Below are 13182 nucleotides of genomic sequence, written 5' to 3' on the forward strand. Positions count from 1 at the left end.
ACTGACGCTATGGATTACTTGAATCATCGACCTAGAAAATGCCTTGGCTACAAAACACCGCACGAAGTTTTTATGGCTCAGATACAATCGCTATAACACAGGGTTGCACTTCGAGCTTGAATCCGCCAATCAAGATAATTTTTTATTGCTGGATTTTCGCTGGCAGCTTTGCGCAGTTCCGCATAGACATCGACAGACTTATTTTCTTTTTGAAAATCATCGACACGCCAGCGGTCTTCGTAATCTGCTCTTTCTTGTTCTGGAAGTTGTCCCACTTTTTCAGCCGCCATGATCAGGCCCGCCATGCCTTCAATTTCCAGCAGCACATCTCTCGCATAAAGCTCATAGCCACTACTGAAAGATTTTTCAAACCTCTTTAACAAAACCTCTTTCGCACCCACAACTCCATCGAGATGGAAATACAAGACCAGATCACTTAATTGATCCATGCCATAGTCATTCTGCTTTTTGGCGCTGAACTTCTTCATGATGACACGTATCAGCTCGTCTTTTTGCCGTGATCGCTTGATCAGGCTGTACAGATACTCTGCCCTGCTGCCTTCGCATTGCTTGTCATAAGCGAGATTGTTGACGGTGGCAGCCAGTATCTGTGCAGAGAAATCTATTTGCGGATGGGCTTTCAAAAGCAGCATCGCTCTGCCCGTACCCAATTTCAGGGAATGGAAAAACTGCTTTTGAAGTGCTGCGGTTTCAACTGGATTTAATGAGATCTGTTTTCGCACGAATAAGTATAGGGTGGAAACTAACCATGCCCTGGTCAGTATTGACTGGATTTTTTGAGACTATAGCAGATTCAAGTGACAGATCATCAATTCACATCCCCTTGAATCTGTACTGGTAGCGTTGGCTTACCGGCAGGCGGGCGCCATGTTCGCGCAGGCTCAGCCAGAGTGCAGCATCAGCATCTCGATTAACGCTGGCAATGCGTTTCACGGCGACCAGGTATGCGCGGTGGATTTGCCAGAAGCCTGCTTCTTCCAGCGTATCTGCCAGCTCTTTCAAGGGGGTGCGTATATGCGCTTCTATCTTGTCTGTCACGACTCGCGTGTATTTCAGCTCTGCACAAAAATAGATGACATCGCTTAGATCAATAAAGTGTATGGTATTACCAACTGCTGCCTGCAACCAGGCCGGAGACTGCGCTTTCTTCTGTGGTTTGTCCTGTATTTTCTGCATGAAGTTGCTCAGATCAGGTGGCGGCGTACCCAGACGCTCGCGCACCCTGGTAATAGTGCGTGCCAGCCTTGCGGGGCTGCTGGGCTTGACGACATAATCAAGCGCGCCTTCTTCAAAGGCGGCGATGGCATGTTCCTGAAATGCAGTGACAAACACGACATGGGTGCGGGCCGCAAAAGCTTTGGCAACCTCAAGGCCGTTCAGGCCTGGCATGCGAATATCAAGAAATGCCACGTCTGGCGACATTTCCCTGGCCAGCCTGAGTGCTTCAAAACCATCGCTGGCTTCGGCAACGATATCGGCTTCCGGCCATAGCAATGCCAGTGATTCCCGCAATTCTGCCCTGAGCAAGGGTTCGTCATCTGCTATCAGCAAGCGTGGTTTTCTATCGGGACTTTTCATGTTTCACATCTGATTGCAAATTCAATGGCAAATTCAGTTCTGCCACGGTGAGTTTGTTACCTTCCATGCGCAATTCAAAGCTGGCCTGGTCGCTGTACAGCGCATGCAGGCGTTCGCGCAAATTCCGCAAGCCCAGGCCACTACCGAGCACTTTTTGTTCTAAACCTGCACCATCGTCACTGACGCTGATATACAAGCGTCCTGCCTGCTCGCGTGCCTGCAGCATGATTTCCACTTGCCCCGGTTGGCATTCAACGCCATGTTGCACGGCGTTTTCTACCAGCGACATCAGCATCATGGGAGGTAAACTTGCCTCGTTCAGACTTGGCGAAAATTTCATTTGAAAACGCAGGCGTTCGCCAAAGCGTATGGCCATCAGTGCCAGATAATGTTCTGCCAGTTCAAACTCCCTTCCCACGGTAGACATGGGGCTACGTAAATCGGGCAGGGCACTTTGCAGGTAGGCGATCAGGTGGTCCAGCATCTGTACGGCCTTTTCTGGATCATACCGTGCCAGGTAGCGGCTATTGGCGAGCGTATTATAGAGAAAATGGGGTTCGACCTGGGCTTGCAAGGCCTTCAGTTCTGCCGCCAGCGCCAGTTGTTTCAAATTGGCGATCTGTAAGTCGCGTGATTGTGTCTGCACCCGCCACAAAGGCAGTCCCAGCAAGCCCCCGGAAAACATGAGCGCACTGGCAAACGCCTGCAAGGTATTCAAACCATGCAATTCATGTTTGGCCACCCACCAGTGATACGCGCTGATTGCCAACCAGGCGGTCAGTGCGGCGAGGGATGACAGACAACACCATATCCACAACCAGTTGCGGCATTTGCTGAATAGCCGCAGACTGAGCAGCAGTGCCCATGTCGTCATACACAAAGGAAAAACCAGCAAACCAAACAACCCCAGCCAGGCATGGGCCTGCCATCGTAACGCCAGCAAAATCACTCCCGCGATCATACATGTGCTCAGCAAGAACTGTGATGCAGAAAAACCCAGCATACTAAGCACCGCCGATGCAGCATCGCCGTCGGAAATGCTGTGGCTGTTCTTTTCAGATGGTCTGGTCCACAGCACGCGCTTGCCTGTTGTAGCCAGGGTATTCAACAAAGCCAGATTCATAGGGTGGGTGTAGTCGGTAAAGATTTGACTGGCTTCATTTTATCTACAGGTACATCTGTGCCTACCACTTCCAGTTTCAAATCATCCAGCCATACCTGGCCCTTACCTTCGTGAAGGACGCCAAAAGCTATGGCTTTGGCATCGGCAGGCACATCCAGCACCACACTACGCAATTGCCAGTCTGTCGTGCCCTTGATGGGTTTATCTTCACTATTGTAAAAAGGAGTTTCTGCCTTTGAAACAGTATCCACACGCATCCATAAACCGGCTCGGTTATCAACCTCCCTGGTTTTTACCCTGGCCTGGAAACGTATACGCTTGTTGCGATACTGATCCGCAGCAAACATTTGCATCAGGGTTCCCCAGCTTTTATCTTCACCATTGACATAGCGGATAAACTTGCTGCCTTTACCACTGATGGTCTGGCTGCGGTCTATGCCGATCTGATAAGATTTTGGTGTTTCGCCAGCCAATACCCATGGCTCTGCCAATTTTTCTACCGATTCTGCGGCCAGCGCATACAAAGACGTGGCGGCAAGTACCGATAAAAGAATGAATCCTGGTTTCATGTTTTCTCCTGTTCATGACGACATGTCATGTTGTCACTTTGCCAGAGAAAAATGCGCTCATGGCTTGCTTGCGACAAGCGCATGATTTTAACGATAAACGCGCCTGCAACAGGATAGAAGATGGACCTTTCTTTATATTTCAGCAGCACATCAGTTTGTTAAATGAATTGAGCAATCGTTTTGGGATTCGCACAGTCGTCTTCAACGCGCAGCTTCTGCCAGTTGATGGGCAAGACGGTTATGTCTTTCCATCACTCCTGGCAAATCTATCGACGTGATCTGCCCTTCCCTTACCACCACACGGCCATTGATGATGCTAAAAGTCACATCTGAAGGTGTGCAAAAGACCAGAGCCGCGACCGGGTCATGCCAGGCACCGGCGTAGCCTATCTGCTTCAGGTTGAACATGACGATGTCCGCCGACATGCCGGGCTTGAGTGCGCCTACGTCATCGCGGTTGAGTACTTTGGCGCCGCCCAGGGTGGCAACTTCCAACGCCTGTCTGGCTGTCATGGCATCAGGGCCGAAACCCACGCGTTGCAAGAGCATGGCTTGTCTGACTTCACCCAGCATGTGGCCGGAATCATTCGAGGCGCAACCATCGACACCAAGGCCTACGCTGACACCGGCATCCAGCATCTTGCGTATTGGCGCAATGCCAGACGCCAGGCGCATATTGGAGCAGGGGCAATGCGCAATGCCAGTGCCGGTGCGGGCGAACATGTAGATGCCATCGTCATCGAGTTGCACGCAGTGGGCGTGCCAGACATCATGACCTACCCAGCCGCAATCCTCGGCATATTCTGCCGGTGTCATATTGAATTTCTCGCGGCTGTAGGCGATGTCATTGGCATTTTCTGCCAGATGGGTGTGCAGCGATACGCCAAAGCTGCGCGCCAGTTTTGCTGATTCACGCATGAGATCACGTGACACAGAAAATGGTGAGCAGGGTGCGACGACGATCCGTTGCATGGCATGGCGGCTGCTGTCGTGATAAGTCTCTATCAGGCGCTGGGTATCGCGCAGGATGCTGGCCTCGTCTTCCACCACGCGGTCTGGTGGCAAGCCGCCCTTAGATTGCCCGACGCTCATGGAACCGCGCGCCGCATGAAAGCGCATGCCTATCTCTTGCGCGGCCTGCAGGCTGTGATCGAGCTGGCAGCCATTCGGGTAGATATAGAGATGATCGCTGCTGGTAGTGCAGCCTGACAGTATCAGCTCTGCCATGGCGGCCTGGGTGGATACCTGCACCATTTCTGGTGTCAGATTCGCCCAGATAGGGTAGAGATTGGTCAGCCAGTTGAACAGCTCGCCATTTTGCGCCGCAGGTATCACGCGCGTCAGGCTTTGGTACATATGGTGATGGGTATTGATGAGACCGGGCATAACCACATGGCCAGTCGCATCGATGACTTCATCGGCAGTTTGTGGCAAGTCTGCACTGAGGCCGACCTCAGCGATGACATTGTCGATGATGTAAACCCCACCATTGCTGATTTCACGGCGCGTGTCGTCCATGGTGACGACGACGCGGGCATTTTTGATAAGTAGGCTAGTCATAAATAAAGAAAATTAATGATCAGAACTGTGGGCCGCAGCCATGGCAAAAGCCTTGGCTTCAGACTCCGCACCCTGACCGTTGAAAAACAGATTGAGTGTCACCGCCGCAATTGTGGCCAGCAAGATGCCGCTGTCGACTATCGTGCCCAGCCAGTGCGGCAAGTGTGAAAAGAACTGCGGTGCCACCAGCGGTATCATGCCCGCACCTATGCTGACGGCAACGATGAAAAGATTGTGACGTTGATGATTGAGACCGGCATTACCGAGTATCTTGATACCGGTGGCTGCCACCATGCCAAACATGACTATGCCTGCGCCACCAAGTACATACACGGGTATCGATGCCGCCACATGTGCCATTTTGGGGAACATGCCAAACGCCACCAGGATGACGCCTGCAGCAGCGCAGACATAACGGCTGCGCACGCCAGTGACACCAACCAGGCCTATGTTCTGTGAAAACGAGGTGTAAGGAAAAGTATTGAAGACACCCCCTATAACCGTGCCCAGGCTGTCTGCCCGCAAGCCGTTCGCCAGTTCTTCATTACTGATGCGCTTCCCAGTCAGTTCAGACAGGGCGAGGAACATGCCCGTTGATTCCACCATGGTGACGATCATGACCAGGCACATGCCTATGATGGCGCCCATATCAAAGGTCGGCATGCCATACTTGAAGGGCATGATAAAGGCAAACCAACCCGCCTCACCCAGGCCATCAAAACTGACCTTGCCCAAGGCCAGCGAGACGACAAAACCCAGCACCATACCCAGCAAGACAGAGATATTACCCAAAAAGCCGCGCAAATAGCGTGTCATGACCATGATGGAGACCAGCACAAAAAAGGCAATCGCCAGGTTCTCAGGCGCGCCATAATCGGGATTGACTTGCATGGTTTTGCTCGCCGCATCAAAAATCATCGGCTGCCCGCCCGCGGCCCAGTTGATACCCACGCGCATGAGGGTAATGCCAATGACGGTGATGATGGTGCCTGTGACAACTGGCGGGAAAAACCTGACCGCACGGCTCATGAAGGGAGTGATAATCAAACCAAAAATGCCTGAAGCGATCACAGCACCGTAAATGGCAAGTATGCCCAGGTTGGGGTTGCCCGCCATCGCCACCATGGGGCCCACTGCGGCAAAGGTAACGCCCATCATGACAGGCATACGTATGCCAAACTTCCAGATGCCCAGCGCCTGTATCAGGGTGACCAGGCCACAGCAGAATAAATCGGCATTGATGAGAAAGGCTATCTGGTCTTTGGGTAGGTGCAGGGCACCGCCGATAATGAGAGGCACGGCTATCGCCCCGGCATACATCACCAACACGTGCTGTATGCCCAGAGTGAATAATTTTGCTGCGGGTAGCTTTTCATCTACCGGATGTATCGCTGTTTGCATCGTCTCTTCCTTGTTTGGATGGTTTGGTTTTTTAGCCACATCACTGCCGGGTTCTCTGACGGAACTTATTCTCAGTGATGGCTGGAACTGCACATACTGAAATGCTAAAGATTCAAGCGACTGGTAATCGGGACGACGGAAGAATGCATCATGTGCATGACTCCTGGTTTGCCTTCCTGACGATGGTGTCGTCAAGAAAAGCGGCTACAAATACAGTGGGAATAGTTAATCCGACTGCGCTCTTCACTGCTGCCTGACGAAGTGCATCCTCCATACTCTGGAAAATGCATCTCGTCAGGATTGATCTGCGTCGTAAAAAAATGCCGGTGAAGGCATATTCTTGCGTCGCCTCACACCATGCAATGCGATCAAGCGCAAACATGGCAGCAGGCTCAAGCTCAGTCTTGGTCCTGTCTCAGGTCTTCATTGCGAAGCTGAAGCAGGCAACACTGAAAGTGGCGCCAGAAATCCTGGTTTGTTGAACTGAAAAACAAGACCTCTCAACACAGAGGCACAGAGACACAGAGTTAACACAGAGAAAAGCATGAGAAATCTTTAGTCTTTTGGTTTTTCTCTGTGAACCTCTGTGCCCACTCTGTGGTGTAGCAGGGAATTCATGCGGCATGCCGCATGCCTGCGCAACGAAGGCTTCTTGCAAGAAGCCTTTCCCTCCTCTGTGTTGATCTTTTCGGTCTTAATCCCTACCCTTAAAATTCCTTAAAAAATCGAGCAAGATTTGTGCCGAGACTTCTGCGTCGTCAGCGCTCATGGTTTCCAGCGGATTGTGGCTGATGCCGCCATTGCCGCAGCGGGTGAACAGCATGGCCACATCGGTCATCCTAGCTATCGCCATGGCATCATGGCCTGCACCTGAAGGCAATTCAAAGGCTGGCAAACCGGCTCTTTGCGTAGCTGCTGCCAGTTGCTGCATCAGCCATGGGGCGCAGGGGGCTGCCGGGGCTGATACGGCTTTGACGATATTCACTTCAATATTGCGGCGCTGGCAGATGGCTTCTATCTTTGCCAGGATGTCATTCACCGCAGCATCGCGGGTGGCATCGTCAGCGGCGCGGATATCCAGTGACAGATTGCAGGAGCCGGGGATCACATTGACTGAACCATGTGGTACCTGTAACTGGCCCACTGTCCCTACCAGGGACGTGTCATTGGCGCAGCGCTGTTCTACATACAAAATAATTTCAGCGGCAGCAGCTGCGGCATCCTTGCGCATGCTCATGGGTGTGGTGCCAGCATGGCTGGCGACACCCTTGAGTTGCACCTGATAACGGCAACTGCCAGCGATGGAAGTAACGATGCCCACGGGCAGGTCACGGCCCAGCAAGACCGGGCCTTGCTCTATATGCACTTCTACATAGCCCAGTATCTGTGCAGGGTCACGCGCTATTGCCGGGATTTGTTTGACATCATGCCCGGCAGCAGTCAATGCTTCGCGCATGCTGATGCCGTCTGCATCTGTCTTGTCGAGCAAGGCCAGGTCAAACTGGCCGATGATGGCATTGCTACCCAGGAAGGTACTTTTGAAGCGTACACCTTCTTCTTCAGAAAAACCTATGATCTCGAAATTGAAAGGCAGTTTTTCGTTTCTCTCGTTCAGATACTTGACAATGGCGATGGGTAGCAGGATGCCTTCGCGGCCATCGTATTTGCCACCATTGCAGACGGTGTCATAGTGAGAGCCGGTCAGCAGGGTCTTGGCATCGGTTGCGTCAGACAGGTAGCGGCCAACGACGTTGCCGACCGCGTCGATATGCACATGCATGCCAGCCTCGCGCATCCAGGCCGCCAGTTGTTCTGCAGTTTTTTGGTGCGCGGGCGTCATGTAGGCGCAGGTCAGGCCATCTTCATCATCGCTCCAGGCGGCCAGGGTTTCTGACCATTGCATGATGGTGTTACCAAATTGCAGAGTGTGTTCAAGCAAGTCATTCAAGCGCAGTTCAGCGATGCGGCCGATTTGGCGCAGGCATTCTGCCAGTTCATCTGCGCGCTGGTTCTTAAAACGGCGCTGGAAGGTGGCGATGATGGCTTCCCGTGTAAAGCCCTTGCCATCCGGCCCTTTGACGGCGAGGATGAAGGGGAAGCCAAATTTACTGTTGTAGTCAGCATTGAGCTTGTGCAGTACTGCGAATTCTTCGGGGCTGCAATTGGTCAGGCCTGCCTTGGCCTGTTCACCGGTCGATTCTGCCGTCAACTCGCCTGCGATGGCGGCCTTGCCTGCCAGCTCGGGGTGGGCACGGATCAGGCCCAATTGTTCTGCCTCTGTCGCCTGGCTGACCACGGTTTGCAAGGCCAGCTTGAGAGCCGTGATGCTGGCAAAGGGGCGGCTGGCCGCGGCCCGTTCAGGTATCCAGGGTGAATGTTCATAGATACCGTGCAGGATATGCACAAATTCTTGCGTGCTACAGTGGTTCAGGTGGTCCAGAGTTGTCGTCATAATTGGTCAGGCAATGTGCCTATTATTGTGCCTATACTTTAATGTGACCGGTATTGTCCCGGCATGATGATGAAGCTTAAGCCCAATTCTGGCCTGCAATGTGCTGCTGTCTTCATGATCTGTATATCTTCGATAGTATATTGATAGACTGCTGGCAGTATAAGATTTGGCTGATAGCGCATTTCAAGTCATCAATATAGGAGATCAGTATGGGAAAGCTCAGTACACATGTGCTGGATATCACCGTTGGCAAACCCGGCGTGGGTGTGCAGGTGGAGTTGTATGCTGTCAATGCAGGTGAGAAAACCCTGCTGAAGACAGAGACCACCAACAATGATGGCCGCTGCAATGCGCCACTGCTGGAAGGCGACAGCCTGAAGCCTGGCCTGTATGAGCTGGTATTTGCGGCAGGTGATTATTTCGACAAGCAGGGCGTGGACCTGCCCAGCCCCAAGTTCATAGACCGCGTGACCCTGGCTTTTGGCGTGGCTGATGCCAGCCAGAATTACCATGTGCCGCTGGTAGTGTCGCCTTGGGCGTACTCGACTTACCGTGGTAGCTAGGGATTTTTAAGGTTTTTTCAATCAGTAAAATGGTCGCAATACAGCTGCAAAATTGACATGGCTAGGCGTCGTCGGCGCAGACAGTACTTTAGTACGGCAAGCCGGCGCAACAACGCCAGGTCATTTTTTCAGCTGTATCCTTAGCGTGACATCAGTGATTTGGCTGCCTGGGCGATCTGCTCACGCAACCATCTGTGTTCTGGCGAATGATGGACGCGTTCATGCCAGAGCTGGTAAAAGCGCAGCGGCGGGAACTTGATAGGGATGGAAAAAGTCTTGAGTTGCAGGCTTTTTTCATAAAAGCTCAGGTATTGCTTGCCTGTCGTCAGCACCATGTCGGATTGCGCCAGCATATGCGGCATCAGGCCAAAGTAGGCAGATTCGACCACGACATTGCGGCGCAGGTGCTGGCGTTCCAGATGGGCGTCGATAACACCGTGGTAACCAGATAATAGTTGCGAAGGCGCGACATGGGGCAGGCTCAGGTAGTCTTCCAGCGTCATGTCGTCGGTGCCGGTGCGCTTGGCGTAAGGGCTGTCGGCACGCATGGCGCAGACGATGGGGTCTTCAAACAACTTGGACAGGTGCAGGTGTTGCGGCGGTTCGTCCCAGTTAGCGATGACCAAATCAAGGTCACCGTCAGACAAATGGCGTACATAATCAACTTCTGCCCCCAGACCATGAATGACAATGCGGCTTTTGGGCGATTCACGCCGCAGGCGCTCTACCACGCTGGGCAGGAATTGCACATGCAGGGAATCTGGGGCGGCGATGTGGAAGGTCTTGCTCTCTTGCTGGGCCACGAAGGGGACTTTACGTTCAAACAACAACTCGGTTTCATCAAGTATGCGTTTGGCAGGCTTGAGCAGGGTTTCACCATGGGGGGTAGGCACCATGCCACGGCCACCGCGCACCAGCAATTGATCACCAGTCAGCTCACGCAATTTGCGTAGCGAGGCAGAAATCGAAGGCTGGGGCTGGTTTAGCTTCAGAGCCACGCGGGAGACGTTTTTCTCACTGAGCAAAAGATACAAAATGCGTATCAAGTGCAGGTCGAGATGATTCGGTAGTTGTGCCATGCTGATGCCTATCTTCAAACGTATATCGAAATCTATATTTTTAATATACTTCGTTTTCAATGAAGTTTGTGGGGAAAAAGTTTATCGTTGCCAGACTTCACCAAGTTTTTTGCTATTGGTCTTACCTGCCCTTGGTCTAACTGCGACAATAGGAGACATTTGCAGCAGATAGATACAGGTTGTGGTTTTTTAGCACTAAGATCGTGAATCATGGTAGCGTAAGCTGTCAGAAACACCTGGTCGCAGCGGAGCTTCGGTTCGCGACCATTTTGGGGTATTTTTCTATCCCTCTCGTCTGAAGAGCCCGCGGAGGCAGACGAGCTTCTAACATGAGAGAAAACATGGAAGCTTTTTTACTTGCGTATGGCACTGAGTGGCTGAACCTGATCGTCCGCTGGCTGCACCTGATTACAGGCATAGCCTGGATAGGTGCATCCTTCTACTTCGTCTGGCTGGACAATAATATCCGCCCACCCAAGCCCGGTTCTGAACTGGCCAACAAAGGGGTGTCCGGTGAATTGTGGGCTGTTCATGGTGGTGGTTTTTATAACCCGCAAAAATACCTGATCGCCCCAAAAGAATTGCCAGAAGAACTGCACTGGTTCAAATGGGAAGCCTATGCCACCTGGCTGTCTGGCTTTGCGATGTTGTTCATCGTCTATTACTTCAATGCTTCTGCGATGATGATAGACAAATCCGTCGCTGACCTGACCAGCTGGCAAGCCATAGGCATAGGCCTGGGCACGCTGCTGGTGGGCTGGACGGTATATGACCTGCTGTGCCGCTCACCGCTAGGCAAGCGTGAAGGCTTGTTGGGCATCATCATGTTTGTGTTCATTGTGGCGGCAGGATTTGTGTTGTCGAAATTCCTCAGTGGTCGTGCTGCCTATATCCACGTCGGTGCCATGATAGGCACCATGATGGTGGGTAATGTGCTGATGCTGATCATCCCCGGCCAGCGCAAACTGGTCGAAGCCATGCAACAAGGTAAATCGCCAGACCCTATCCACGGCCAAAAAGCCAAGCAACGCAGCGTACACAATAATTACTTCACACTGCCGGTGCTGTTCATCATGATCAGCAACCATTATGCGATGACGTATAACCATGAATACAACTGGCTGGTGCTGGCTGTGATCATGGCGGCGGGTGTCTTGATACGCCACTTTTTCAACCTGCGTCACAAGGGTATTACCAACTGGGCTTATCCAGCGGCTGGCGTGACTTTATTGCTAGCAGTGGCGATTGCAATTGCACCAAAGCCTCCAGCGAAAGTGGCAGCGCCTGACCCGGCCCTGTCTACAGCCGAAGCAGAAGCTGCGCAATTTACTAAAGTGCAAAACATCATCCAGCAGCGTTGCGTGTCCTGCCATGCGGCTGCGCCTACCCAGCCTGGCTTTGCCACCGCACCTGCTGGTATCAAGCTCGATACGCCAGAACTGATCAGGCAGAACGCAGTGAAGGTCAATATGCAGACTGTGCAACTCAAGGCCATGCCTATAGGGAATATGACGCAAATGACGGAAGAAGAACGTGCGATCGTCGGCGCCTGGTTCCAGGCCGGTGCCAAGTAAATCAATAAAAATTTAGAAAGTACATAGACATGAACAACTACGAACAACTCGACGCCTGGATAGACAGCCACTTTGACGAGCAGGTCAAATTCCTGCAAGAACTGGTACGTGTGCCGACTGATACGCCTCCCGGCAATAATGCCCCGCATGCGGAACGCACCGCTGATCTGCTGCAAGACATGGGTATCGCCGCAAAAAAACATGCAGTGCCGGATAGTGAAGTCAAAGCCGCTGGCCTGCAAAGCATCACCAACCTGCTGGTACGCCGCCACTACGGTCCCGGCAAGACGGTACTGCTGAATGCCCATGGCGACGTGGTGCCACCAGGCGAAGGCTGGACCAAGAACCCTTACGGCGGTGAAATAGAAAACGGCAATATCTATGGCCGCGCCACTGCCGTCAGCAAATGCGATTTCTCGACTTACACCTTTGCCATGCGCGCACTGGAGGCGGTGGCAAAACCAAAAGTGGGCACGCTGGAGTTGTTATTTACGTATGATGAAGAATTCGGTGGCGAAGTAGGCCCAGGCTGGATGCTCAAGCACGACTTGATCAAACCTGATCTGATGATCGCCGCCGGTTTCTCTTACCAGGTCATCACGGCACATAACGGCTGTTTGCAAATGGAAGTGACAGTACACGGCAAGATGGCCCATGCGGCAATCCCTGACTCTGGCGTCGATGCCTTGCAGGCGGCAGTGAAAATATTGAATGCCCTGTATGCACAAAACACGCTGTACAAACAGGTGACATCGAAAGTCGAAGGCATTACCCATCCTTATTTGAATGTAGGCACGATAGAAGGCGGCACCAATACCAATGTCATCCCTGGCCGCGTCACCTTCAAGCTGGACCGCCGCATGATACCGGAAGAAAATCCGGCAGAAGTCGAAGCGACTTTGCGCAAAGTCATCAGCGATACTGCAGCTGAACTGCCAGGTATCAGCGTTGATGTAAAACGTATCTTGCTGGCAAATTCCATGCGTCCCTTGCCTGGTAATACGCCACTTGTAGAAGCGATACAAAAGCATGGTGGTGCGGTATTTGGTGAAGCGATTCCTGCACTAGGCACGCCACTTTATACCGATGTACGTCTGTTCTCGGAAGCAGGCATCCCAGGCGTCATCTATGGTGCGGGGCCGCGCACGGTACTGGAGTCACATGCCAAGCGCGCAGATGAGCGTTTGAACCTGGAAGACTTGAGGCGCGCTACCAAAGTGATTGCACGTAGCCTTGCTGATTTGCTGGTGTGATGTTGGGCA

Annotated in this window: 11 protein-coding genes; 3 read left to right on the forward strand and 8 right to left on the reverse strand. The window is 52.5% G+C overall.

Features of this window, described 5'->3' with window-relative positions; all coding sequences use genetic code 11:
- Positions 1-77: 77 nt before the first annotated feature.
- The 7 genes from H8L47_RS14470 to H8L47_RS14500 form a co-directional block, all read right to left on the reverse strand.
- Positions 78-488: a hypothetical protein gene (locus H8L47_RS14470; protein WP_186954312.1), complete on the reverse strand. Its 411-nt coding sequence runs from the start codon at positions 486-488 to the stop codon at positions 78-80.
- Positions 489-834: 346 nt separating this feature from the next.
- A complete protein-coding gene (locus tag H8L47_RS14475) occupies positions 835-1599 on the reverse strand; it encodes a LytR/AlgR family response regulator transcription factor (protein ID WP_186954313.1) in 765 nt (254 codons plus the stop codon).
- Positions 1583-2722 carry a sensor histidine kinase gene (locus H8L47_RS14480; RefSeq protein ID WP_186954314.1) on the reverse strand — a complete coding sequence of 380 codons (1140 nt, stop codon included), beginning with the start codon at positions 2720-2722 and terminating at the stop codon, positions 1583-1585. Before H8L47_RS14480 ends, H8L47_RS14475 begins: the two co-directional genes overlap by 17 nt.
- Positions 2719-3291, reverse strand: coding sequence for a transcriptional regulator (locus H8L47_RS14485; RefSeq protein ID WP_186954315.1), 573 nt, complete (start codon positions 3289-3291; stop codon positions 2719-2721). Before H8L47_RS14485 ends, H8L47_RS14480 begins: the two co-directional genes overlap by 4 nt.
- Positions 3292-3492: 201 nt before the next feature.
- Entirely contained in the window at positions 3493-4851 is a 1359-nt protein-coding gene (locus H8L47_RS14490; RefSeq protein WP_186954316.1) for an 8-oxoguanine deaminase, read from the reverse strand.
- A 12-nt stretch (positions 4852-4863) separates the two neighbouring features.
- Positions 4864-6252 (reverse strand): nucleobase:cation symporter-2 family protein, encoded by a 1389-nt coding sequence (locus tag H8L47_RS14495; RefSeq protein WP_186954317.1) that lies wholly within the window; start codon positions 6250-6252, stop codon positions 4864-4866.
- 694 nt (positions 6253-6946) lie between these two features.
- On the reverse strand, positions 6947-8704 hold the full coding sequence (locus H8L47_RS14500; RefSeq protein WP_186954318.1) for an allantoate amidohydrolase: 1758 nt from the start codon (positions 8702-8704) through the stop codon (positions 6947-6949).
- A 209-nt stretch (positions 8705-8913) separates the two neighbouring features.
- Here H8L47_RS14500 and uraH point away from each other — a divergent pair, with 209 nt between their 5' ends.
- Complete coding sequence (gene uraH, locus H8L47_RS14505) at positions 8914-9267, forward strand: hydroxyisourate hydrolase (protein ID WP_186954319.1); 354 nt, start codon at positions 8914-8916, stop codon at positions 9265-9267.
- A gap of 140 nt (positions 9268-9407) precedes the next feature.
- On the opposite strand, the gene H8L47_RS14510 is transcribed toward uraH, so the two are convergent.
- Positions 9408-10346: a LysR family transcriptional regulator gene (locus H8L47_RS14510; protein WP_186954320.1), complete on the reverse strand. Its 939-nt coding sequence runs from the start codon at positions 10344-10346 to the stop codon at positions 9408-9410.
- 341 nt (positions 10347-10687) lie between these two features.
- On the opposite strand from H8L47_RS14510, the gene H8L47_RS14515 reads away from it, so the two are divergent.
- Together H8L47_RS14515 and H8L47_RS14520 are read left to right on the forward strand one after the other, a co-directional pair.
- Positions 10688-11920, forward strand: coding sequence for a urate hydroxylase PuuD (locus H8L47_RS14515; RefSeq protein ID WP_186954321.1), 1233 nt, complete (start codon positions 10688-10690; stop codon positions 11918-11920).
- Positions 11921-11949: 29 nt separating this feature from the next.
- The gene (locus tag H8L47_RS14520) at positions 11950-13173 is read left to right on the forward strand and encodes a M20 family metallopeptidase (RefSeq protein WP_186954322.1); all 1224 of its coding nucleotides are present in this window, start codon (positions 11950-11952) and stop codon (positions 13171-13173) included.
- Positions 13174-13182: the final 9 nt, after the last annotated feature.

This window comes from Undibacterium umbellatum (genome assembly GCF_014284125.1).
GTDB classification, from domain to species: domain Bacteria; phylum Pseudomonadota; class Gammaproteobacteria; order Burkholderiales; family Burkholderiaceae_D; genus Undibacterium; species Undibacterium umbellatum.